The organism is Methylococcus sp. S1M, from assembly GCF_051295855.1.
Taxonomy (GTDB): Bacteria; Pseudomonadota; Gammaproteobacteria; order Methylococcales; family Methylococcaceae; genus Methylococcus; species Methylococcus capsulatus.
Map to the genome: position 1 here is coordinate 392,585 of NZ_JBPDXO010000001.1, position 24,560 is coordinate 417,144.

Below are 24,560 nucleotides of genomic sequence, written 5' to 3' on the forward strand. Positions count from 1 at the left end.
CCCCCGATGTGGTCAGGAAGAGGAAAGCCGGCGTTCGAAGACATCCGCCAGCCGCGCGATGCTGCCATTCAGCTCGTATTCGGCCAGCACCTTGATCCGCCCGGCTTCGGCCAGCCGCCTGGCGAGCGCCGGGTCGTCCATCAGCCGCTCGATGGCGGCGACCAGTCCATCGACGTCGGACGGAGCGACCAGCAGTCCTTCGGCGCCGTCCCTGATCAGTTCAGGCACGCCGGTGATGTGGGTGGTGATGCAAGGAACCCCCAGCGCCATGGCCTCCATCAGCACCACCGGCAACCCTTCCGCGAAACTGGGCAGCACGAAGGCATCGGCGGCGGCGTAATAGCCGGAGATCTCATCCTGATTGACGGCCCCGGCGAAATCGACGGCATCTCCCAGTTCCAGCCGGCGAGCCTGGGCTTCGAGTGAAGGGCGGTCCGGCCCCTGGCCGACCAAGGTGAGATGGACCCGGCGGCCGCGGGCGCGCAGCCGGGCCAGCGCGTCGAGCAGGATGTGCTGGCCCTTGGCGGGCACCAGGCGTCCCACGCACAGCAGCTCGAACACGGCGCCGGCGGGTTTGGCCTCGCGGGGAGCGAAGCGGGCGGGATCCACGCCGAGCCGGCAAATCTCGAATTTGTTCCAGTACGTCACCGGCGAGAGCTTCATCAGCTGGCTGCGGGCGTAATGGCTGATACAGACGATGAAGTCCGCGCCTGCGATCTTGTCAGCCAGGCGGTAACCGGGGACGTCGTAGAATTCATCGGGACCATGCACCGTGAAGGAAAAGCCGATGGGAAACACCTTGCCAGCGATCAGGCCGACCATGGAGGCAGGCGTCGCGAAATGGACGTGCAGATGGGAAAGTCCTTCACGGTGCATCCATTCGCCGATCATGACGGCCTCTACCCAATAGGCGAGCTGATAGCCCAGTTTTCTGCCGTCGGCGCCGCCGAGGCGCAGGGCGAACCACAACCCCCGGACCAGGGCCATTGGCCGGCGCAGGAGCGTACGACCCAGGGCTCTCAGGGCGCCTGCCGCGCCTCGGGGTTTGAGATACCAAGTGGCCTCGGCCTCCCGCCGCTCCTCCGCCGTCAGCTTTTCGGGCGGACGATCCGGAGGGTTCACCGAGGCGACGGCGATCGCAAAACCGCGCCTTCTGAGGCCGAGCACCTCCCGCAGGATGAAGGTATGGGAAATGGCCGGATATTGACTGACCAGATAAGCAAGTCTGCAAGGGGGGCTCATCGGCGCTCCAGGCATTCACGGTAGAGGGACAAGGCCGCATCGATCTTCGCGGGCCAGGAGTACCGCCGTTCGACCCGTTGGCGACCCGCCTGGCCCCGGCGGCGCCAGTTTTCCGGATCACGGAAGATGTCTTCGAAGACGCCGGCTAGCCCCGCCACGACGGGTTTCCAACCGCCGGCAGGCACCAGCGCGCCCACTTCGCCGTCGACGATTTCAGCAGGTCCGCCGTAATCGAGGGCGACGACCGGCCTCGCCACTGCCATCGCCTCCAGCAACACTGCGCCGCCCGATTCGCGGATGGAAGGCAGGCAAAACACATGGGACTCGGCCAGTCGGCGAGCCACTTCGCTGTGGGGGAGGGCACCCAGAAATGCCACACGGTCGGAGATCCCGAGCTCACCGGCTCTTTGCCGCAGTGCATTTTCCTCGGGGCCGGCGCCTGCGATGGCGAGATGGACCGGGAAACCGGCACTGATGCTCGCGACGGCTTCGAGGAGCATGGCCACGCCTTTGAAGGGGAGCAGACGGCCGACGAAAAGGATGCGCAAAGGCCGACCCTCGCTGGGCGGTTCGGGCCAGGGCGCGGCCCGAAAGACTTCGAGATCTACGCCGTTCTCCAGCATGTCCCGGCACTTCGGCCGGTAACGTGCGGGCACATCGGCGCGGGTCGCCGCGGTGGCGGTCAGAATCAGACGGGCGTTCCGGCTGGAGCCGACCAGCCCGTCCACCAACCGGCCCAGCCGCCGCACCGGATAAAGCCAGCCGGATTCTGCCGCCATGATTTCGGGGAAATTCGCCGGCGACTTCAACCCGCCGTTCCAAGGGCCCAGGATCACGGGCACGCCCAGCCGGTGCAAGGCGGTCGCAGCGAGGGGGGAAACCGGAGTCGGCTGATGGACCAGTTCCCAGTGTGGATCTTTCTTGCGCAGTTTCCGGAGAGTACGCAGCGCCGTCCAGTCGTAGACGAAGAAATCCAGGGACGAAATCAGGAATACCGGGTGTTCACTGCGTGGGAAGAGGCGGGAAGCCAGGCGATAGAGCGGACCGGCGAACCACTCGGTATCGATGTAGACGACCTCGGTGCCGGGCAGCGGGGCCCCTGCCTTTTCCAACGCCTCCCGGTTGCGGACATGGGTCAGCAGCGTGAGCGGGATCCGCCCGGCCAGCCGGGAATACCACTCCCAGCCGATCTGCGAGACCGAGCCCATGGCCGGCGCGCACTGGTAGGCCGAAAGGAGCAATCTGCCGATGTTTTCCATGCTTTCCCCAGTCGATGGCACTCGAACCGATGCCTGCTGCCCGGCGGGCTCCCGGAATTGTAGCATTCGTCCGCGCGTGGGCGGATAGTACCGGACGCAATCTCATCGACTTCGTGAAACCGTTCTAACTACAATAGTCGAGCATGGCCATTTCTCGATGACTGCCGGGAGTAAGGGGAATGCTTCTCAAGCACAGGACGCAGGACAATGTGGACATCGTCGAACTCGGCGGACGCCTGGTGATGGCAGACGCCGCCCAGGCCAGGAGCGAACTCCTGGCCGTCGTGAGACGAGGCACGGGGCGGCTGGTGGTGGATTTGAGCGATGTCGGTTTCGTCGACTCCAGCGGGCTGTCGGTGCTGATCGCCGCCTTCAAGGCCATCGAGGAACGGTCGGGAAAAATGGTCTTGGCGGGATTGTCCCCAGAAATCCAGGCGCTGGTTGAACTGACCCGCCTGAACGAGATTTTCCTGGTTTTCGCCGACGCCGAACGGGCCGTCGAATATCTCGTTTCAGCCGAATGATTTCCGGTCTCCGGGATTCGATGCGGCGGAGCGACCACACCGCCGGACTGGGACGCCTGGACATGAAACCGTTCCGTGAGGTCGCCCGCAGTGCGACCCTCGCCTTGAGCGTGGGCCTGGCCGGCTGTGGTTCCTGGGAGTCGGTGCCGGACGCCACCCCCGGCGCTCGCCAGGCGTTCAGTGCACCGCAGAAAGCCGAAACCATGTCGCCGGCCGAGGTGATCAGGGCTTTCCAGGAGGAAACCGTGACCGACTACCGGGTCGGTGACGGCGATCAGATCCACATCGACGTGGTCGGCCGGGCCGAGCTTTCCGGGCCGCAGGTGGTCGGACCGGATGGCTATGTCACCCTACCCGTGGTCGGCAACATCTCCGTGCGGAATCTAACCAGGGAACAGGCGGCCCATGCCATCAGTAGGGCATTGAGCAAGTATTATCGCGATCCCTTCACGACGGTGCGGGTGCTGCAATACGCATCCAACCGTGTCACAGTGCTGGGCCGTGTCGAACATCCCGGTCCGGTGCCTTTCGACACGCCGCCGACGCTGCTCGAAATCCTGTCGAAAGCCGGAGTTTTCCCACTGATCCGGCCGGAGCAGGTGCTCACGAGCTGTGCAGTGATCCGACGCGACCGTATTCTCTGGGTGGACATCGGGAAACTGCTGGGGGGCGACCTGCAACTCAATGTGCAACTGCACCGGAACGACGTGGTGTACATCCCCGACGCATCGGATCGTCAGGTCTTCGTGCTCGGCGCCGTCAACAAACCGGGGGCCATCCGCCTCACCTCGCGGATGTCCTTCGTCGATGCGCTCGGCCAGGCCGGCGGTCCCACGCCGGATGCTCACCAGGGGGAAATTCACCTGATCCGGCCGCAAAAGGGCGTCAACCTGCAGATCGCCCTGAGCGACATCATGAGACCGGATCCCAGCCTGTCGCTGGCGCTGGAACACGGCGACATCATCTACGTGCCCATGAACACCGCTTCGAAGATCGGCTTCATCCTGCAGCGGGCCAACCCTTTCATGCAGGCCTGGATGCTGCGCCAGATCGGTACGATGTAGCGTCGGCACGATGAACGCAACCGCTCCCGGGACTCCCCCAAACCCGCCGCAGTCCACCGGCACACTGATGCCGCTGGTGAGTTTCCGGCGGCACCGCCGGATCGCGCTGATGGTCATGGCCGTGGTCGTCGTTTTCGGGGCCGGATTCGCCTGGGTCAAAGGCAAGGCCGTCTATTCGGCCACCGCGGTGCTGTACGTGGCGCCGCATTTCGTGAACATCCTCAAGGAATCCAAGGAGCTGGACATCCCCGCCTATGATCAGTTCATCGAACATCAGGCACTGACGGTACCGCGTTACGACATACTGCTGGAATCGCTGGCCAAGCTTGGAGACAGACGGTATGTCTGGCAGAAGAAGAAGGAATCGGACCGTCGGGCCGCCGAACGACTGCAAGCGGCGCTCGAGGTCAAGCCGGTCAAGGACAGCTACCTCATCACGGTCACGCTGGAATCGACCACGCCGGACCATCTCGACGAACTGGTCAACACCATCGTCGACACCTATCTCGAAAAATCCCGGGAATCGGACTCCTTTTTCGCCCGCAACGTGCGCCTGACCAGCCTGAGGGAACGGCGCGGGCAGATCCAGGGTGAAATCGACGCAAAGCTTGCCCGCCGCACCGAGATCGCTCAGGAACTGAGCGTGACGACATTCAGCGAACAGCTGGCAAGCCCCTACGACAAGCTGCTGATCGAAAGCCAGAATGCCCTGGCCATGGCGCAGCGCAACCGGCTGGCGAGCGAAGCCGCCCTGGCGTTGTTCGAAGACCGGAAGAGCGGACAGGATGCCATCGCCGCGGCGGCCTTCGACACCATCCAGAAAGACCCGGGGCTGATCAGCCTGAAAGGCAGCCTCTACAAGCGCCGCAGCGAGCTGCTGCAGCAGGCCAGCGGCCTCGATCCCCGGCACCCTCTGAAAATCCAGATCGACCGCGAATTCAAGGAGATCGATGAAGAACTCAACCGAACCGTCGCCAAGCTCACCGAGCAGGTCGCGAAGAGTTTCATCGATCAGCGCAAAGCCGACGTGAAGCGGGACCGTCAGATCGAACAGGAACTCTCCCTCCAGCTCGAATCCTTTCGTCAGAAGGCTTCCTGGTTCGCGGCGCTGTACAACGAGGCCCTGAGCCTCAGCGACGAAATCGAACGCAGCCGTAAGCAGCTCGACATGATCGACGAGCGTATCGAGTTCTTCGAGCTGGAGTCGCGGGCGCCCGGTTTCGTTCGTGTCGAAACCTATGCCCGTCCGCCGGAGCTGCCGGTCAAGGGCGGTCGGAAGAAGCTGTTCGCCGTGGTCCTGGTGTTGGCATTGGCGCTGGGCGCCGCCACTCCGGTCGGGCTCGATATGCTGGATCAGCGCATCCGCACCACCGGCCAGGTCGCCAAGATCATCGGTCACAGACCAGTCGCCTGGTTCGTCGAACATCACGGCAGCCCCGATCTCAAACGGATGAGCGCAGACCAGCTACGCCGGCTGGCCATCGCCGTAAACCGGGAGCGGGAGATGCACGGCAGCCGGTTGGTGTCGTTGACCTCCGTCAAACCGGAAGCCGGGGTGACCGACCTCGCTCTGGATCTGGCCGCCGAACTCGGCGTGCTCGGCGTGCCTACCGTGGTCGTGGAGGCCGATCCCCTCAAGCCTGACCCTCGCTATCGGGGCGGCTCGGCCCAGCCCGGCTTGGCCGATCTGTTGGCCGGTTCCGGCGAAGTCACGGCGGCGGTCGTACCGGCGGCCGGCGGATTGCCGGCCCGGCTGGGAACGGGAACCGCTCCGGGCCGCCAGTTGTTCGCCTATCCCGCCCTGCGCCGCTGCCTCGACGAGCTGAAGGCGGCCTACGATCTCGTGCTGATCGATGCGCCGCCCCTGCTTTTGTCCGCCGATGCCGAATACCTGGTGGAGATCGCGGACGTTACCCTGCTGCTGGTCGGCGCCGGCCAGGTCAAACCGGGGGAACTGCGGCGGGCGGCCGGCATCCTGGAAAAGATCGACCCGAAGGCGGTGGGCTTCGTGGTCACCCGGCTGGAGGTCTATCGTGGCGGCGGCTATTACGCCAAACTGGCCGAGGAGTTCGCACTGGCCGCCAGCCATGAGAACGGGCAGAAACACACTTCGAGGAGGCTGGAGGGATGAAACCGGGGTTCCTTTACGTGCTGCACAGCGGCAATCTGTACGGTACCGAACGCATGGCGTTGGCGACCCTGGATGGTTTGCGCGACCGCTTGGAACCCGTCCTGTTCGCCCCGCCCGGACCGGCCCTGGAGGAGGCCGGGCGGCTGGACATCCCGGCGGTGGCATTCCGCGGCGCGCCTGACCTGGCCATCAGAGTCCGGCCCTGGATCGCCCACCACCGCCGGATCGCGTTCGCTGCCACCGGCGTGAGTCATTCCCTGATATTCCTGGCCTGGAACCGCCTGTATCGGCGCCGCAACGTGCACCTCCACCTCGTGCACGGCGGCACGGACGAACGCGAAAGCTACGGCCGCAAACGGCTCCTCAACGGAACAGGCGTACGCTTCGTCGCGGTGTCCGAATTCGTACGCGAACGCCTGCTCGCACATGGCGTCACCGAAGCCGACATCGAAGTCTGCGAGAATTTCCTGCCGGACCGGCAGATCGCCGCGGCCCCCCGGCGGCCGGCGTTCCGTGAGGGAGTCCGCAACGTCGTCGTGGTTTCGCGCGTCGATCCGATCAAGCGGATCGATCTGCTGTTCGACTGCCTGGACCGGCACCCGGCACTCGAGCGTTTGGATTTCCGCATCTGCGGTACGGGCTGGGACCTGGAGGTGCTGCGGGCACGTGCGGAAAAGGATCATCCGAACGTGGTATTCGAAGGCTTCAGCGACAGAGTTCCGCAAATCCTGGCAGAGAGCGATCTGTTGCTGCACCTGTGCCCATGCGAGCCGTTCGGCCTCGCCATCCTGGAAGCCATGGCCGCCGGCGTTCCCGTGCTGGTGCCGGATACCGGCGGCGCGGCATCGCTGATCGAACCCGGCGTTTCTGGATTTCAGTTCCGCGCCGGTGACACCGACGATCTGGGAACCGTACTGGAGGAAGTCGCCGGCCTTGCGCCGGCGAGCCTGGACCGCATCGTCGCGGCGGCCGACGCCAGGCTGCGCGAACGTTATTCGAGCAAGGCCGGGTTGGAACGCTATGCCAGACTGTTCGAGGAGCTGACCGATGACTGAACCGACACTTTCCGGCCGGCCTCTGCTGTCGGTCGTCGTCATCGGCCGGAACGAGGGCGAGCGCCTGAGTCGCTGTCTCGCCTCGGTGCGTGACATGCGGGATCCCGGTGGTCCGGTCGAGATCATCTACGTCGATTCGGCTTCTCGGGACGACAGCGTGGCGCGCGCACGCGCGTTCGGTGCGAAAGTCATCGAGGTGAAGCCCGAACGGCCTTCCGCTGCCTTGGGACGCAACGCCGGCTGGCGGGAAGCCAAAGCGCCGTATCTGCTCTTTCTCGATGGCGATACCGTACTGCACCCGGATTTCGTCGCCGACTCGCTGCCCGAGTTTGACGACCCGAAGGTCGCCGTGGTCTGGGGACACCGGCGTGAACTCCATCCCGAACAGTCGTTGTTCAACCGCGTGCTGGATCTCGACTGGATCTATCCGCCCGGCCCTTCCGATTTCTGCGGAGGCGACGCCCTGATGCGCGCCGATGTCGTCCGTTCCGTGGGGGGCTTCGACGCCAGCCTGATCGCCGGGGAGGAGCCGGAAATGTGCCAGCGCATCCGGGCGCTGGGTTTCACCATCCTGCACGTCGACCGCCCCATGACCGGGCACGACCTGGCCATGAAAACCTGGGCGAGTTACTGGAAGCGGGCGTTCCGGGCGGGCTATGCCTATGCCGAAGTGTCCGAGCGGCTGCGGCACACGGCCTTTCCGCTGTGGCTGGCGGATGCCCGGAGGAACCTGCTGCGCGGCGGTTTCCTGAGTCTGCTGTTCGCTGCCGGAGTGGTGGGGCTGGCGATCGCCAAGAGCATGCTGCCGCCGGTGCTGGCGCTGGCGTTCTTCCTGGCGCTGGCCTTGCGCTCGGCCTGGAAGGCCAGCTGGAAAGGGGGCGGGCTCTGGACGCTGCTGCTCTATGGCATCCACTCACATCTCCAACAGATTCCCATCCTGGCCGGCCAGATCGCCTGTCGGCTCGACCGCCTGCGTCACCACCGCCGTTTCCTGATCGAGTACAAGTGATGCCATGTCCAAGATCGCCAAACGTCTCCTGCTGGGTCTACTGACACCGGCCGCCGCCATCGCCGACCGCCTGGAATCCTGGCACCGCCTGTGGGCTCATGCACGGCTCAAGGCGGCCCTCGATTCGGCCCTGGATCCTTCCGTCGTTGTGCTGGGAACGCCCGAACTGCATGGCAGCAGAAACATCCACCTGGGGCGGGACCTGTTCCTTTATCCCGGCCTGTACCTGGAAACCCAGGAACGAGGCCGTATCGATATCGGCGACGGTGTCGTGCTGTCGCGCGGAGTGCACATCGTGTCCTATGCCTCGGTCATCCTGGAAGACGGTGTGATGGTGGGCGAATACACCAGCATCCGGGACGCCAATCACCGCATCGCCGCAGGCCGCTCCGTGCGGGACACCGGCCATGATGCCGAGCCGGTCCGGATCGGGCGCAACGCCTGGATCGGGCGGGGCGCGGTCATCCTGCGGGGAGTCACGATCGGGGAGGCGGCCGTAGTCGGCGCCAATGCGGTCGTGACGCGCGATGTTCCCGCCGGCGCGGTCGTGGCCGGGGTGCCCGCCCGTTCCATCGAGCGCAAACGCGCCGGCTGATGCTGTCCTACATCGCGCTGCTGCCCGGCATCGCGGCCTTTCTGATCGCCACCCGGCACGACGTCCAGTACGCCTTTCTCCGCGTCTATCTGCCGGTTCTGCTGCTCCTGCCGGATTATTACCGCTGCATTTTCCCCGGCTTGCCAGACCCGACCTTCAATCAGGCGGCCTGCGTCGCGGTGGCGGCGAGCTTCGCGATGAACGGCTTCCCCGGCTACCGGTTCAGCCTCAACGATCTCTGGGTGTTCGGCTATGCGCTGTGTGTCTCCATCTCCGAGTATCGCGCTTCCGGCTATTCCGATGCCCAGAATCTGATGTTCGCGATGCTGTTCAGCGGCGTCGTCCCTTATCTTTTGGCCAAGAGCCTGATCGAGCCGTTCGGCAACCGCTTCCTGTTCGCCAAGATCTGTGTGCTGTCGATGGCGGCCGTCTCGATCCTGAATCTGGTCGAGCTGCGTCTGGGAATGAATCCGTGGCGGTTCGTGTTCGACCGGTTCTTTCCCGGCCAAGGTCTGGAATGGGTCACGACCTTCCGTTTCGGTCTGGCGCGGGCAGGGGGGCCCTACGCCCACGCCCTGCTGGCGGGGATCATGATGATCGTCGCCTTCCGGCTGCAGCGCTGGCTGCAGTGGTCCGGAGCCTGGCCGGACAAGTTCGGTCTGTTGCCGTGGCTGCCTTACAAACCGGCGCTGTGGCTGAGTCTCACCACGGCTGGCGGCCTCTTCATCACCCTGGCGAAAGGATCCTGGCTGGCCAGCTTCATCGGCGCCGGCCTGGTCGCGGTGGGCAGGAGCAAATACCGACGGGCGGCGATGGCGACGATCCTGGGCGGGATGATCATCGTCGGAATTCCGGCCCTCATCGCCTTCCTGGACTATGCCTCGGTCGGGCGCGAAAACGCCAAGGACGAAAATCAGGAAACCGCCGCTTACCGTTACGAACTGATCGAGCACTACGTGGACATCGCCAATCAGCAGCCGCTGTGGGGCTGGGGCCTGACCAAATGGCCGAAGGTACCGGGCGCGGAATCCATCGACAACCACTACCTGCTGCTGTTGCTGATGCACGGTTATTTGGCCTCGGTGTTCTTCCTCCTGTTACTGCTCGGTACCTTGGTCCGCCTCCTGATCCACGGGCTGCGCCAGCCGCCCACCGGCCCGCCCGGCAGCTCGCTGTCGTTCACCCTGGCCGGCATCTATCTCGCCTATTTCGTCGCCATAGCCACGGTGTTCATGGGTCAGCAAACGATGCCCATGTTCTTCATGCTCACCGGCTGGGCGGAGAGCTACATGCAGCGGCGGAGCCCGGAATGGAGCGACGCCGGCGAGGCCGAGCGGCGGCTCGGGGCGGCGGTGCCATTCCGGTTCAGGCGGGTCTTATGATGCCCCGCCCCCTTTGGCCTGGCCGATCAGCAGATTGCAGAGAAAGCCGATCAGCAACAGCCCGGATGCCATCCACAACAGGGCGAATCGGACATGGACCTCGGCGAGGCCGAGTCCGGTCAGCCAGGTTTCCAGCCCACATACCAGCGGCGGAACGGCCACCGCCGCCACCGCCCACGCCGTCAGCAGGCTGCCGTGAACCCGTCCGGTCCTGGAGGTCCCGAACAAATCCGCCGCATAAGCGGGCAAGGTGGCGATCCCGCCGCCTAAAAGGCCAACCGCGCCGGCACAGCAAACCACGAAAACGGCCAGGTCGGCGCCCAGACCGACGAAAGGCAGCGCCATGCAGAGCGCCCCGCCTCCCAGGAAGACCCCGGTACAGACGGGCTGGCGGCCGAACCGGTCGGACGCCCAACCGCCGATCAGACGGCCGCCGACGTCGGCCAGACCCAATATCGCGACGAATGCCCCCGTGCCGGCCGCATCTGACATGTCCTGCAGTATCGGTACCGCCAGACGGGAGAGGCCGATGCCGGCGGCGGCGCTGAGAAAAAACATCGGCCAAAGCAGGTAAAACCGCGGCGACCGCCATTCCCGAGCGGGGGCCGGCTTGCCATCCGACGGCGACAGCCGCATGGCAAGGCAACCGGCGAGCAACAAAACCAAACCCAGCGATCCCAAGGCAAACGCGGTTTCCGCCACGCCCAAGGGTTCGGGATTTCCGCTGAGTTTCGGGAGTGCGTCCGCCAGAGGCCCGGCCGACAGAATGCCACTCCCGAGACCTGCAAGCGCCAGCCCGGCCATCATTCCACGGCGGGCGGGGAAGACCTGCATCAAGGCGGGCATCGTGGCCACATAGCCAAAACCCAAGCCAAGACCGCCGGCCATGCCGTAGCCGGACAAAACCAGATTCCTCGCCTGAAGATGCGCGCCCGACAGCATGGACAGGAGAGCGGCCAGAAAGAGCAGGGAGGCGGCGAAAAGCACCGGACGAGGTCCGACCCGGTCGGCCCAGCGGCCGCCGAAGCCTGCCGCCAACCCCACGCCAAGCACGGCCAAGCCGGACATCCACGCCTGAGTCGGCATGAGAGCGGGCGCAAAGAGACTGGCGAGGAGCCCGCCGGGCAGGACGAGCGAGTACAACAGTCCAAGACCCGTGAATACACCGAATGTGGCGACCGGGACCGGCCAGCGGCTGAAGTCGCTCGGGGCCGCCGCCCCGGGTGAATCGCTGCCACGCCGGCCGATACGCAGCATCTGGCCCAGTCTGGCCAGGGCAGTGTGCACGACCCGCCGCTCGTCGGGCCGGGCCAGAAGGGCGAACACGAGACCGAGGGTGACAGCCCCATAGGCCACGCCGAACAAGACCAGCATGCCGAACGCCTCCCACCGACCGAGCCCGGCGAGCTCGGGCCGGCCGGACACGGCCCGGCTGGCCAGATAGCCGACCAGATAGGGCAGAGCCCCGATGGGAGCGACCTCCCGGAAAAACCGGAACTGGCCGATGCCCAATTGCGCGTTGGCATAAACGATGACGCCCAGGCTGCTGCCGATCCGGGTCAGCATGATCGTCCCGGCCAGGGCGAGCAGGCCGGTTTCACCCCGCCACTTCATCCAGGCCAGGCCCACCGCCAACAGGACGATCTGCGGCACGATGAAAGCCCAGAAAGTGCGGGCGGGCGAGTTGATCGCCTGGAAATAACTGGTGACCGGGGCCGTCAGCGCGTGGATGTGGAAGCCGACCGCGGCATAGAGCAGCAGGGTCGCGGCATCGGCGACCGGGACGCTCTGTCCCATCCAGGCCGTGATCAGCACCGTCGCGAACGGTGCCATGAATCCCAGCGCCAGGCCATTGAGCGCATTCAGGTAGCGCGAGGAGCGCAGATACAGCCGCACCAGCTCTTCACGCTCGCCGAGAGTGTGCAAATGGGTGATCGCCGACAGCAGGCTGTTGGTCGCCGAATTGAAGAGCTGGGTGGCCATCATCGGGAATTTCTGACTGATGTCCAGCAGACCGACCGCGCCGGGATGGTGGGTGACATAGCCGGCCAGCGCCCGTTCGCTGGTATTCAGGAAGACGCTGAGCAGGCCGTTCGCCTGCATGACACCGCCATACTCCAGGAACGGTCGCCACTGGGCCTTTCCCAGTCCCCACAGATGGATGCGGAACCCGGGCAGCAGCCGGTGAAACCAGGTCAGGGTCAGCGTCAGCGCGAACACGGCGCGCAGCACGTAGGCTGCCATCATCCCGACCAGACCCCAGCCCTGGAGCAGGAAGACGACGATCAGCACGGCCTCCAGGGTCGAGCAGATCAGCGAGATCACCGCGTTTTCCGCGTTGCGGTGGATGCCGCCCATGACGTAACCGTAAGGAATCAGAAGCTCCAGCAGCATCGCCCCCACGACGCCCAGCACCAGGAGCCGCATCGTTTCCTGCATCCCCGGGTCGACATGGAACCAGGCGTAGAGCCAAGGCATCGACACCCACAATGTCCCCAGGATGAGGCACCCGAGCGCCAGCGTGAGCCAGATGCCGGCTCCCATCATGCGCCCGATGTCGTCGAGCCGGCCATGAGCGTAGTATTCCGCCGAATAACGTATGTACACCCCGGCGATGCCGAAGGTGCTCATGCCGATGTAACCCAGCACCAGGAAACAGGTGGCCCAGATGCTGTAGTCCTGCAGCGAAACGTGCAGGAGGATGAACGGCGGGAGGCCGACACGGGTGACCAGATAGATCAGCTGCCCGACGACGCTGGCGATGGCATTCCTGGAGAGGCGGGTATGGGCGTTGCGGTGATCGTCGGCCATGGAGTGCAGCTCCGGTGCTTCGAAGGGCGCGTTATTTTGCCACGCCCACGGGCGGCCGGCTGCAGCGACCTGTGGATCGACGACGGCTGGGGTATGATGGACGGCATCGAGCGCATGAGGAGGGGGAAACCGTGCATCTGATGGATTATTTCGACCGCTGCTACATCATCAATCTGCCCGAACGCCGTGATCGCCGGCGTGAGATGGAGAAGGAGCTGGAACGGGCCGGCATGCCGCCGATGCCCGGCCGGGTGGAGTTTTACCCGGCGATCCGGCCCGAATCCGCCGGGCCGTTTCCCAGTATCGGCGCGCACGGCTGCTTCCTGAGCCATCTGGGCATTTTGCGTGCGGCCAAGACCCAGGGTCTCCGCAATGTCCTGATACTCGAGGACGACCTCACCTTCGCCGCGCAGTTTCCCGAAGTTGAAGAGAGGCTGCTCGGCGAATTGCGCGAAACCCCCTGGGATTTCGCGTTCTTCGGCCATGTACTGGAGTTTCCCGAAGTCCCGTCAGACAGGGCGCACCTGGAACCCTACGCCGGCCCCATCGTCACGGCGCACTTCTATGCGGTCAACGGTGCCGTGATCGACCGCCTGCTGGGGTTTCTCGATGCTCTGTTGCAGCGTCCGCCGGGCCATCCGGACGGCGGACCCATGCACGTGGATGGAGCGTACTCGACGTTCCGGCAGCAGAATCCCGACGTGGTCACCTTGGTGGCGGTGCCCAGCCAGGGATGGCAGCGCAGTTCGCGCAGCGACATCGCTCCCAACCGATGGTACGACCGCTGGCCTTTGGCGCGGAGCCTGGTCGCCCTGGCCCGGCGGGGCAAGACATGGTTACGCGGCAACCGCCGGCATTGAGCCTTCGGTGGGTGGTGGATGGTATGGGCGGCCGGTGGCTCGACGGGATTTACGCCGCGGCGCTTTGTCTCGGCCTGACGGCCTGTGATGAACCCGATGCTCCGACACCGGACTCCGGCTTCGGTATCGGTGTGAACATCGCCGGTCTGGCCTATTACGGCACTGAAATTCCTTTCGTCGATCTGTTCAAACTCTCGGGACCCTGGCTCACCCAATGCCGGACCGGGCGCGATCCGGGCTGCAACGGACAAGGCTGGCCTCCCGGCGCGAGCGCCTGGAACACGCTCGAACAGGATGCGTTGGCACTGGATGCGGCGGGGTATCCGAAATCGCTGTCGGATCCTGCCCGAAACGACGCGTCCGGCAGTCGTTTCACCTCCGTCGCCACCCTGGTACCGACCGACCTGAATCCTTCCCGACCGGCCGGACGTTTCATCGTCCGCTACCAGGGCCAGGGCACGCTCGGCTATGCGCGGGGCGCCGTTCGCAATGCCGTTCTATCCAGACCCGGACGGGACGTCGTCGACGTGACTGGCACCGGTGGCGAATACTGGTTCGAACTCGCCATCCTGGCCACGGATCCCGGCGGCAACGGCGATCACCTCCGCAACATCAGAGTCGTGCCCGAAGGCGGCACCTGCGAAGGACGGCCCACGGCCTTCTGCACCGACACCCAGACCTGCGGGACGCAACGTGCCTGCCGGCCGTTCGAGGAAGCGGACCCCATCTTCGATCCCCGATTCCTGCGCAACCTGGCGCCGTTCCGCGCCATCCGTTTCATGGCCTACCAGAACACCAACGATTCCACCGCCGTTGGCTGGACCGATCGCACCGTTCCGGACAGCCGGACCTGGGCGTCCGAGGGCGGAGACGGCGGTCCGGCTGAGCTGATCCCGGCATTGGGCAACCGCCTGCAGGCGGACGTCTGGGTAAACATGCCTGCGCGCGCCGACGACGGCTACGTCCGCCAGTTCGCCATGCTGGTGCGGCGGGAGCTCGACAAGGACCGTAAGGTCTACGTCGAATACGGCAACGAAGCCTGGAACGATGCCTTCTCCGCCGGTCGCTGGATGGAAGTGCAGGCGCTGGCGAAATGGCCGGGCGCGGGTGAGAGCGCCTACGGCAAAAGGCTGCAATGGTACGGAATGCGCACCGCACAAATCTGCGACATCTGGGAAGAAGTCTGGGCCGAGGAGGGGGACCGGGTGATCTGTGTCATGGGAAGCCAGGCCGCCAATCCCTGGACCGCACGCCAGGCGCTGGACTGTCGACTGTGGCGGGCCGAACGCGGCGGCGCGCCCTGCTATCGGCATCATGTCCGGGCGTTGGCCATTGCTCCCTATTTCGGCCACTACCTGGGCCTGCCAGAACATGCGGCAGTGGTAAAGGAATGGAGCACCGATCCCGACGGGGGACTGCACCGACTGTTCACTGAAATCTTCTACGGCGGCGAGCTTCCGGGCGGCCCGGCCGGCGGAGCCCTGGAGGAAGCCAAGCGTCAGATGCAGGAAAACAAACGCCTTGCCAGCGAGTATGGGCTGAACCTGGTGGCCTACGAAGGCGGTCAGCATCTGGTGGGCGTCGGCGAAGCCGGCACTGATCCGGCGATTACCGCCCTGTTCGTGGCAGCCAACCGGGACGAGCGCATGGGTGAGGCCTACCTTCGCCACCTGGAAGACTGGCGGGCGGCGGGGGGCGGGCTCTACAACCTGTGGAACAGCGCCGGTCCCTATACCCGCTGGGGCAGTTGGGGCCTGCTCGAATACCGGGACCAGCCTGGCGCGCCGAAATACGATGCGGTCAGGGCCGCGATGCCCCGGGAATGAGTCCGGGGCAAGGGATCACGCTTTTGTTATAATGCGCGGATTCCGTCCCGGGCAGGCATCGCCGCCACGCCCATTCCCTACCGCTCGGTTCCGATGACAGCCTTCGCCAGAGAAATCATTCCGGTCAACCTCGAAGACGAGATGAAGCAGTCCTACCTGGATTACGCCATGAGCGTGATCGTAGGACGCGCCCTGCCGGATGCCCGCGACGGTCTCAAACCGGTGCACCGGCGCGTGCTTTACGCAATGCACGAACTCGGCAACGACTGGAACAAACCCTACAAGAAATCGGCCCGCGTGGTCGGCGACGTGATCGGTAAATACCATCCACATGGTGACACGGCGGTGTACGACACCATCGTGCGGATGGCCCAGCCGTTCTCGCTCCGCTACATGCTGATCGATGGACAGGGCAACTTCGGCTCGGTCGATGGCGACCCGCCGGCGGCCATGCGTTACACCGAAGTCCGCATGGCACGCATCGCCCACGACCTCCTGGCCGACCTGGACAAGGAAACCGTCGACTTCGTCCCCAACTACGACGACTCGGAACGGGAACCGTCGGTTCTCCCGACACGGATTCCCAACCTGCTGGTCAACGGTTCGGCCGGTATCGCAGTCGGGATGGCCACCAACATTCCGCCACACAATCTCAGAGAAGTCGTCGACGCCTGTCTGGCGCTGATCGAGAATCCGGAAGCCGGCGTGCAGGATTTGATGGCTTTCGTGCCCGGCCCGGACTTTCCCACGGCGGGCATCATTAACGGTGCCGCCGGCATCCGTGAAGCCTATCTCACCGGCCGCGGCCGCATCTACCTGCGCGCCCGCTGCCAGTTCGAGGGCGAGGAGGGTGGCCGCCAGAGCATCATCGTCAACGAGCTGCCGTACCAAGTAAACAAGGCACGGCTGCTGGAGAAGATCGCCGAACTGGTCAAGGAAGGCAAACTCGAAGGCATCTCCGCCCTGCGCGACGAGTCCGACAAGGACGGCATGCGCATGGTGATCGAACTGCGCCGGGGCGAGGCGCCCGAGGTGGTGCTGAACAATCTGTATCAGCAGACCCAGATGCAGAGCGTATTCGGTATCAACATGGTGGCGCTGCTGAACGGCCGTCCGCGCCTCATGAACCTGCGCGACCTGATCGCCGCCTTCATCGACCACCGCCGCGAGGTGGTGACGCGGCGCACGCTGCACGAACTGCGCAAGGCCAGAGAGCGGGCGCATGTGTTGGAAGGTCTGGCGGTAGCGCTGGCCAACATCGATGAAGTCATCGAACTGATCAAGAGCTCGCCGAGTCCCGCCGAAGCCAAGGAGCGCCTGGTTTCGCGCGCCTGGCGGCCCGGTGTCGTCACCGAACTGCTGGAACGAGCGGATGCGGCGGAAGCCTCCCGCCCGCGCGATCTGGACCCGGTCTACGGGTTGCGCGAGGGCGCGTATCACCTTTCGCCGATCCAGGCACAGGCGATCCTGGATCTGCGCCTGCATCGCCTCACCGGTCTGGAGCAGGACAAGATCATCGCTGAATATCGGGCGCTGTTGGAGCAGATCGCCGATCTGCTGGACATCCTGGCCAAGGACACCCGTCTGATGCAGGTGATCCGCGATGAACTGGTCGCCATCCGCGAACAATTCGGCGATCCCCGCCGCACCGAGATCATCGCCGACCGTCTCGACCTCTCGGCCGAGGATCTCATCACCGAGGAAGACATGGTGGTGACGGTCTCACACGAAGGCTACGTCAAGGCCCAGCCGCTGTCGGATTACCGGGCCCAGCGCCGTGGCGGCCGCGGCAAGCAGGCGGCCGCCACGAAGGAAGAGGATTACATCGAAAAGCTGGTCGTGGCCAACACCCATGACACCATCTTGTGCTTCAGCAGCAGCGGTAAGGTCTACTGGCTCAAGGTATACGAACTCCCGGTGGCCAGCCGCACCGCTCGCGGCCGACCCTTCGTCAACCTGCTGCCGCTGGAGGAAGGTGAACGCATCAACGCCATCCTGCCGATCCGGGAGTTCGACGAAGCCCATTTCATCTTCATGGCCACAGCCTCAGGCACGGTCAAGAAAGTCGCGCTCAGTGAGTTCGAGCGCCCCCGGCCCAGCGGCAAGATCGCCATCGAGCTGCGCGACGATGACCGCCTGGTCGACGTGGCGATCACCAATGGCGAACAGGACGTGATGCTGTTCAGCAGCGACGGCAAGGTGGTGTGTTTCCACGAGACGGATGTCCGTGCCATGGGCCGTACCGCCGCCGGGGTGCGCGGCATGACTTTGCAGGAAGGGCGGAAAGTCATTGCCCTGATCATCGCCAGCGAAGGGACCGTGCTCAACATCACCGAAAACGGCTACGGCAAGCGCACGCGCCTGGAGGAGTTTCCCCGTCACCGGCGGGGCGGGCAGGGGGTCATCGCCATCCAGACCAGCGCCCGCAATGGCGCGGTCGTCGGCGCAGCTCTGGTCGAGGACGAGGATGAGATCATGCTGATCACCGACGCCGGCACCCTGGTGCGGACGCGGGTCAGTGAAATCTCCGTGCTCAGCCGCAACACCCAGGGAGTCACCGTCATCCGCTTGAATCCCGGCGAAAAGGTCGTCGGCATGGATCGCATCGGCAGCCTGCCCGGTGGCGAAGAGGACGAGCTGGACAACGGTTCCGGCGATTCCGCGGAAACCTTGTAAATCCAGGCCTGCCATGGCGATCGATGAAATCTTTCGGGTGTCCAGGAACGGCGTGGAACCGGTGCCGAAGCTCCGGCCGGGGTTTTCGAACGGCCCTGCACGTCTGCAAATACCGGGAACCTGTCCATGACACGCATCTACAACTTCAGTGCCGGCCCTTCGATGCTGCCGGAAGCGGTGCTGCGCCGCGCCGGGGAAGAAATCCTCGAGTGGGGCGAGAGCGGGATGTCCGTGATGGAGATGAGCCATCGCGGCAAGCATTTCGGCGCCATCGCTGAAAAGACGGAGGCTGATCTGCGTGAACTGCTCGCCATTCCACCGGAATACAAGGTACTGTTCCTGCAGGGCGGCGCCACCGCCCAGTTCGCCATGGTACCGATGAACCTGCTGCGGGACAGGACCTCGGCCTGCTACGTCGATACCGGTATCTGGTCGGGAAAAGCGATCGAGGAGGCCAGCCGTTACTGCCAGGTCGTGGTCGCGGCCACCGCCAGGGCGGGCGGTTTCACCACCGTGCCGGCGCGCGACGAATGGCGGATCGACCCCGAAGCGGCCTATCTCCATTACACCGCCAACGAGACGATCAACGGCGTGGAATTTCAGGACGTCCCGGAATCCGGCGGGTTGCCCCTGGTGTGCGACATGTCGTCCAACATCCTGTCCCGGCCGGTCGACGTGGAGCGGTTCGGGCTGATCTATGCGGGGGCCCAGAAGAACATGGGACCGGCGGGTATCACCGTGGTCATCGTCCGGGAAGACCTGATCGGCAAGACCATCCCGGGCACGCCCACGGTGTTCGATTACAGGAAGCATGCGGACAATGGCTCGATGCTGAACACGCCGCCGACCTACATCTGGTACCTCGTAGGGCTGGTGCTGGAATGGCTCAAGCGGGAAGGCGGAGTGGCGGCCATGAATGCCCGCAACATCCGCAAGGCCGAGAAGCTCTACGCCGCCATCGACGCTTCGTCCTTCTATTCCAATCCGATCGACCCTGCGTTCCGCTCGCGCATGAACGTACCGTTCCGTCTCGCCGATGCCAGTCTGGAAAAGACCTTCGCCGCCGAAGCCGCGGCACAGGGGCTGGAGGCGCTCGAAGGCCACCGTTCCGTCGGCGGCTTGCGCGCCAGCATCTACAACGCCATGCCGGAGGCCGGGGTGGACGCGCTCATCGCCTTCATGGCGGACTTCGAACGCCGGTATGGCTAGGGGAATACCGTGTACGCGGTGCTGACCTACGACCGTATCGCGATGGCCGGGTTGGAGCGCTTGCCACGGGATCCTTACGAGGTCGCTTCGGGGATCCAGCATCCGGACGCCATCCTGCTGCGCTCCTTCGACCTGCAAAGTGTTGCCATTCCGGAATCGGTCCGCCGCATCGGCTGCGCCGGCGTCAACGGCATTCCGGTGGACGACTGCGCAGTCATGGTGGCGAACCAGATCCGTGGCTTCCTCCCGACGGCCGAAATGCCGCGCTGCCACCCCCATCACATCGGGATCGCCAACGGAAACGTCCCCGACATGGTGAGCCGCTCGGCAGCCTTGGGGGAGGCGAACCCGAACGTCCCCGGATCGGTTGACAAATCGCGGGGCGACTACGCCTATACGGTCGTCGACCTGAACGTGGAAGCTCCACCGGCCATTCCGGACAGGACCGCGAACATCCGCAGGGTGCCGTCCATCCATCGGTCATCCGCCCACTGAACTCAAGACGGAAACTTTTCCAGGAAAGCATGGCGAACGATCCTTCTCTCGCGGAACTGCGCAAGTGCATCGACGAACTCGACGACCGGGTGCTGGAACTGCTCAACCAGCGGGCGAGGTGTGCCCAGCGGGTAGCCGACATCAAGGTGGCGGCAGGCGAGACCGACTGCTTCTACCGTCCCGAACGGGAAGCGGAAATCCTGCAGCGGTTGACAGCGAACAATCCCGGCCCGCTCGGCCGAGATGCCGTGGTCCGCTTTTTCCGCGAAGTGATGTCGGAATGCCTGGCCCTCGAAAAGCCGCTGAGCGTCGCCTTCCTCGGACCGGAAGGAACCTTCACCCAGCAGGCGGCCTACAGGCATTTCGGCCACGCCATCCAGGCCGTCCCGATGCCGGCCATCGACGAAATCTTCCGGGCTGTGGAGAGCGGTACCTGTCATTACGGTGTGGTGCCGGTCGAGAATTCGACTGAAGGCGTCATTACCCACACCCTCGATAGCTTCGTGCGCTTCAGCCTGATCATCGCCGGGGAGGTGCAGCTGCGCATCCACCACAACCTGCTGTGCAGGACACCGACCGCGCTGACCGAGCTGACCGAAGTGTTCTCCCATCCGCAGTCGCTGGCGCAATGCCGGGGCTGGCTGGACCGTTTTCTGCCGGGTGTACGCCGCACCCCCCTCGGCAGCAACGCCGAAGCCGCCCGGCGGGCGGCGGAAACCGCCGGTACGGCGGCGATCGCCGGCGAAGTGGCGGCGGGACTCTATGGCCTGGAGATCCTGAACCGCAACATCGAGGACGAACCCGACAATACCACCCGGTTCCTGGTCATCGGCGGCCAGCCGGTGGGACCGACCGGCCACGACAAAACTTCGCTGTTGCTGTCCACCCGCAATGACCCGGGTGCGCTTTTCCGCCTCATCGAGCCATTCGCGCGCCTGGGGATCGGCATGACCAAGATCGAATCGCGGCCTTCGCGGCGCGGCATGTGGGACTACTTTTTTTTCATCGACGTGGAAGGGCATCAGGCCGATCCCACCCTGGCGCAGGCCCTGGCCGAGGTGCGGGAACACTGCTGCATGATGCGTATCCTCGGTTCCTATCCACGCGCACTGAGCTGACACTTTCGCCATGAGCATCACCACACTCGCCGTCCCCGGCGTTCGCGGACTCACCCCTTATCAGCCCGGCAAACCCATCGGCGAGCTGGAACGGGAGTTCGCTCTGAAGCGCATCGTCAAGCTGGCCTCCAATGAGAATCCCCTCGGCGCGAGCCCCAAGGTGCTGGAAGTCGTGCGGCGGATACTCGGGGGTACTCACCTTTATCCCGACGGCAGCGGCTTCGAACTGAAGGCGGCACTGGCTGAAAAACTCGGCGTCGAGCCGGCGCAGATCGTCCTCGGCAATGGATCCAATGATGTGCTCGATCTGGTGGCGAGGGTGTTCCTCACGGCCGGACGCAATGCGGTGTATTCCGAATATGCCTTCGCCGTGTATCCGATTGCGACCCAGACCGCAGGAGCGACGGGAAAACCGGCCCCGGCCCATGACGGCAGCCGGGGTCCACGCTTCGGCCATGATCTGGAGACCATGTTGGAGCGGATCGATCCCGATACCCGCGTGGTCTTCATCGCCAATCCGAACAATCCGACCGGGACGCTGCTCGGCCGGGACGAGCTGTATTCGTTTCTGGCGGCGCTGCCCGAGCATGTCATTGCAGTCGTGGACGAGGCCTATTTCGAGTACGCACGGTGCCCCGACCATCCGGACGCCTTGGAGTGGCTGGGGGAGTTTCCCGGCCTGATCGTCACCCGCACGTTCTCCAAGGCCTACGGACTGGCGGGCCTTAGGGTCGGATATGCGGTTACCGGGGTGGAGATCGCCGACCTGCTGAACCGTGCTAGGCAGCCGTTCAACGTCAACACCCTGGGACTGGCCGCCGCGGCCGCCGCCCTGGAAGATACCGGCTTCCTGGAAGCCACGGTACAGGCGAACGACGCCGGCCGGAGCCAGCTGGAAGCCGGTTTCCGAGAGCGGGGCTTCGATTTCATCCCTTCCGCCGGCAATTTCGTCAGCTTCGACCTGGGGAGGCCGGCCACTCCGGTTTTCGACGCGCTGCTACGCGAAGGCGTCATCGTGCGGCCATTGGGAAATTACGGCCTGCCGAACCATCTCCGGGTGTCGGTCGGCACCGCAGAAGAAATCGACCTCTTCTTCGCCGCCCTGGACCGCGTGCTGGTTCCATGATCCGGCGCTTCTGCATCATCGGCGTCGGCCTGATCGGCGGTTCGGCCGCCCTGCGCGCCCGCGGGTTTTGTGGTGAAATCGTCGGCGTCGATGCCGATCCGGCCAACCTCGACCGCGCAGAAGCGCTGGGAGTCGTCGACCGCGGCCGTGTCGATCCGGAGCAGGGCGTGGAAGGGGCCGATTTCGTGCTCATCGCCACCCCCGTCGGTACCATCGAGCCCTTGTTCCGAAGACTGCGGCCGGTATGGCGACCGGAGTGCGTCTACACCGATGCGGGCAGCACCAAAGGCAGCGTGGTGGATGCGGCCCGGCGCGTGTTCGGCAAGGTGCCAAGCAATTTCATCCCCGGCCATCCAATCGCCGGCGCCGAGCGCAGCGGTGTGGAGGCCGCCGATGCCAGCCTGTTCGAAGGCAAGCGCGTCATCCTGACGCCCCTGCCGGACAGCGCACCCGACGCGCTGGCACGGGTGGGAGAGTTCTGGACGTATCTGGGCGCGAAGGTGGAGCGAATGGAAGCCGAACGCCATGACGAAGTGCTGGCGGCGACCAGCCATCTACCCCATGTGCTGGCGTTCACACTCGCGCGAATGCTGGGCCGCAAGGATGAGCAGGCGGAAATTTTCCGCTACGCCGCCGGCGGTTTTCGCGACTTCACCCGTATCGCCTCCAGCGATCCAAGGATGTGGCTGGACATCTGCCGGGCCAACCGGGAGCCTCTGCTGGAGCTCTTGGCCGAATACGAGGCGGCGCTGCGCGAGGTGGCAGGACTGATTCGCAACGACGACGCCGGCCGTCTCTACGCCTGTTTCAGCGAAGCCAGGTCCGCCCGCGAAAAATTTCTACAGCTGACGGAAAACAATCATGCATGACAAAGACGTGGTATTCACCGCCAGGCCCGGTGGACGGATGCAGGGCGACATCCGGGTACCGGGCGACAAGTCCATCTCCCACCGGTCGGTGATGCTGGGCTCGCTCGCCGAGGGCGTGACCGAGGTGAGTGGCTTCCTCCAGGCTGAGGACTGTTTGGCGACCATGGCGGCGTTCCGGGCCATGGGCGTCGAAATCGAAGGCCCGACGGAGGGCCGGCTGCGGATCCATGGCGTCGGCCTGCATGGCCTGAAGCCACCTGCCGCGCCCCTGGATCTCGGCAATTCCGGGACGTCGATGCGCCTCTTGAGCGGACTGCTGGCGGGCCAGACATTCGATGTGACACTGACCGGCGATTCGTCGCTGGTACGTCGGCCCATGCGCAGGGTCACCGAACCGTTGCGGGCCATGGGCGCGCGGATCGACACCACCGAAGCCGGCACCGCGCCGCTGCACATCGCCGGCGGAAGCCGCCTCAAAGGGATCGACTATGCGATGCCGGTCGCCAGCGCCCAGGTGAAATCCTGTCTGCTGCTGGCGGGCCTCTACGCGGAAGGGAAGACCTGTGTCACCGAGCCGGCGCCGACCCGCGACCACACCGAACGCATGCTGGCGGGTTTCGGCTATCCGGTGGCGCGGGATGGCAACCGCGTATGCATCCAATCCGGCGGCAAGCTTTCCGCGACCCGTATCGACGTGCCGGCGGACATTTCCTCGGCGGCGTTCTTCATGATAGGCGCGGCGATCAGCCCCGGGTCCGACGTGTTCCTCCGCCATGTCGGGATCAATCCGACCCGGACCGGCGTCATCGAAATCCTGCGCGAAATGGGCGCCGACATCGAGATACTCGCTCCGCGCGAAGTCGGCGGCGAACCGGTGGCGGACCTCCGCATCCGTTACCGGGAACTGCGCGGCATCCGCATTCCCGAACATACCGTGCCGCTGGCCATCGACGAATTCCCGGCCCTGTTCATCGCCGCAGCCTGCGCCACAGGCGAAACGGTGCTGACCGGGGCCGAGGAGCTGCGGGTCAAGGAAAGCGACCGTATCCAGGCCATGGCCGACGGCCTGACCACGCTGGGCATCGATGCCCGCCCGACCCCCGATGGCATGGTCATCCGGGGCGGGAGTTTCCGCGGCGGCGCAGTCGATTCGCGCGGCGATCATCGCGTCGCCATGTCATTCTCGATCGCGGCATTGCGCGCTCCCATCCCCATCGAGATTCACGACTGCGCCAACGTGGCGACATCTTTTCCCAATTTCGTCGAACTGGCGCGGACCCTGGGTTTGGACATCGAGGTCAGCTGAACC

General features: G+C 64.9%; 19 protein-coding genes. 16 read left to right on the plus strand and 3 right to left on the minus strand.

Annotation, left to right across the window (positions count from 1 at the left end; all coding sequences use genetic code 11):
* Positions 1-12: 12 nt before the first annotated feature.
* Both ACSHWJ_RS01735 and ACSHWJ_RS01740 read right to left on the minus strand, forming a co-directional pair.
* The gene (locus tag ACSHWJ_RS01735; RefSeq protein WP_282213369.1) at positions 13-1,242 is read right to left on the minus strand and encodes a glycosyltransferase; all 1,230 of its coding nucleotides are present in this window, start codon (positions 1,240-1,242) and stop codon (positions 13-15) included.
* Positions 1,239-2,501, minus strand: a complete 1,263-nt coding sequence (locus tag ACSHWJ_RS01740) for a glycosyltransferase family 4 protein (RefSeq protein ID WP_017364269.1) — start codon at positions 2,499-2,501, stop codon at positions 1,239-1,241. The genes ACSHWJ_RS01735 and ACSHWJ_RS01740 overlap by 4 nt, the downstream gene beginning before the upstream one ends.
* Positions 2,502-2,680: 179 nt before the next feature.
* On the opposite strand from ACSHWJ_RS01740, the gene ACSHWJ_RS01745 reads away from it, so the two are divergent.
* The 7 genes from ACSHWJ_RS01745 to ACSHWJ_RS01775 are packed head-to-tail and all read left to right on the plus strand — an operon-like array spanning position 2,681 to position 10,261.
* Complete coding sequence (locus ACSHWJ_RS01745) at positions 2,681-3,025, plus strand: STAS domain-containing protein (protein WP_218797694.1); 345 nt, start codon at positions 2,681-2,683, stop codon at positions 3,023-3,025.
* Between the two features lie 20 nt (positions 3,026-3,045).
* Positions 3,046-4,089 carry a polysaccharide biosynthesis/export family protein gene (locus ACSHWJ_RS01750; RefSeq protein ID WP_432539193.1) on the plus strand — a complete coding sequence of 348 codons (1,044 nt, stop codon included), beginning with the start codon at positions 3,046-3,048 and terminating at the stop codon, positions 4,087-4,089.
* Between the two features lie 10 nt (positions 4,090-4,099).
* Positions 4,100-6,220: a GumC family protein gene (locus ACSHWJ_RS01755; protein WP_218797692.1), complete on the plus strand. Its 2,121-nt coding sequence runs from the start codon at positions 4,100-4,102 to the stop codon at positions 6,218-6,220.
* Positions 6,217-7,275: a glycosyltransferase family 4 protein gene (locus ACSHWJ_RS01760; protein WP_017364273.1), complete on the plus strand. Its 1,059-nt coding sequence runs from the start codon at positions 6,217-6,219 to the stop codon at positions 7,273-7,275. Before ACSHWJ_RS01755 ends, ACSHWJ_RS01760 begins: the two co-directional genes overlap by 4 nt.
* Positions 7,268-8,284 carry a glycosyltransferase gene (locus tag ACSHWJ_RS01765; protein ID WP_017364274.1) on the plus strand — a complete coding sequence of 339 codons (1,017 nt, stop codon included), beginning with the start codon at positions 7,268-7,270 and terminating at the stop codon, positions 8,282-8,284. Before ACSHWJ_RS01760 ends, ACSHWJ_RS01765 begins: the two co-directional genes overlap by 8 nt.
* Before the next feature lie 4 nt (positions 8,285-8,288).
* The gene (locus tag ACSHWJ_RS01770; RefSeq protein ID WP_282213370.1) at positions 8,289-8,879 is read left to right on the plus strand and encodes an acyltransferase; all 591 of its coding nucleotides are present in this window, start codon (positions 8,289-8,291) and stop codon (positions 8,877-8,879) included.
* Positions 8,879-10,261, plus strand: a complete 1,383-nt coding sequence (locus ACSHWJ_RS01775; RefSeq protein WP_010960701.1) for an O-antigen ligase family protein — start codon at positions 8,879-8,881, stop codon at positions 10,259-10,261. Before ACSHWJ_RS01770 ends, ACSHWJ_RS01775 begins: the two co-directional genes overlap by 1 nt.
* Here ACSHWJ_RS01775 and ACSHWJ_RS01780 read toward each other — a convergent pair.
* On the minus strand, positions 10,256-13,072 hold the full coding sequence (locus ACSHWJ_RS01780; RefSeq protein WP_432539194.1) for an MFS transporter: 2,817 nt from the start codon (positions 13,070-13,072) through the stop codon (positions 10,256-10,258). The genes ACSHWJ_RS01775 and ACSHWJ_RS01780 overlap by 6 nt on opposite strands.
* 140 nt (positions 13,073-13,212) lie before the next feature.
* Here ACSHWJ_RS01780 and ACSHWJ_RS01785 point away from each other — a divergent pair, with 140 nt between their 5' ends.
* The 9 genes from ACSHWJ_RS01785 (at position 13,213) to aroA (ending at position 24,557) form a co-directional block, all read left to right on the plus strand.
* Positions 13,213-13,932 (plus strand): glycosyltransferase family 25 protein, encoded by a 720-nt coding sequence (locus ACSHWJ_RS01785; protein WP_218798421.1) that lies wholly within the window; start codon positions 13,213-13,215, stop codon positions 13,930-13,932.
* Positions 13,933-13,955: 23 nt separating this feature from the next.
* Positions 13,956-15,758, plus strand: a complete 1,803-nt coding sequence (locus ACSHWJ_RS01790) for a hypothetical protein (protein WP_041361006.1) — start codon at positions 13,956-13,958, stop codon at positions 15,756-15,758.
* A 93-nt stretch (positions 15,759-15,851) separates the two neighbouring features.
* Positions 15,852-18,434 (plus strand): DNA gyrase subunit A, encoded by a 2,583-nt coding sequence (gene gyrA / locus ACSHWJ_RS01795; protein WP_432539195.1) that lies wholly within the window; start codon positions 15,852-15,854, stop codon positions 18,432-18,434.
* Positions 18,435-18,560: 126 nt separating this feature from the next.
* The gene (gene serC / locus ACSHWJ_RS01800; protein ID WP_218797689.1) at positions 18,561-19,643 is read left to right on the plus strand and encodes a 3-phosphoserine/phosphohydroxythreonine transaminase; all 1,083 of its coding nucleotides are present in this window, start codon (positions 18,561-18,563) and stop codon (positions 19,641-19,643) included.
* Between the two features lie 9 nt (positions 19,644-19,652).
* Positions 19,653-20,138: a hypothetical protein gene (locus tag ACSHWJ_RS01805; protein ID WP_256996443.1), complete on the plus strand. Its 486-nt coding sequence runs from the start codon at positions 19,653-19,655 to the stop codon at positions 20,136-20,138.
* Positions 20,139-20,167: 29 nt separating this feature from the next.
* Entirely contained in the window at positions 20,168-21,256 is a 1,089-nt protein-coding gene (pheA, locus tag ACSHWJ_RS01810) for a prephenate dehydratase (RefSeq protein WP_432539196.1), read from the plus strand.
* 10 nt (positions 21,257-21,266) lie between these two features.
* On the plus strand, positions 21,267-22,382 hold the full coding sequence (gene hisC, locus ACSHWJ_RS01815; RefSeq protein ID WP_218797687.1) for a histidinol-phosphate transaminase: 1,116 nt from the start codon (positions 21,267-21,269) through the stop codon (positions 22,380-22,382).
* Positions 22,379-23,251, plus strand: coding sequence for a prephenate dehydrogenase (locus tag ACSHWJ_RS01820; protein ID WP_017364627.1), 873 nt, complete (start codon positions 22,379-22,381; stop codon positions 23,249-23,251). The genes hisC and ACSHWJ_RS01820 overlap by 4 nt, the downstream gene beginning before the upstream one ends.
* A complete protein-coding gene (aroA, locus tag ACSHWJ_RS01825) occupies positions 23,244-24,557 on the plus strand; it encodes a 3-phosphoshikimate 1-carboxyvinyltransferase (RefSeq protein WP_218797686.1) in 1,314 nt (437 codons plus the stop codon). The genes ACSHWJ_RS01820 and aroA overlap by 8 nt, the downstream gene beginning before the upstream one ends.
* The last annotated feature ends 3 nt before the right edge of the window (positions 24,558-24,560 follow it).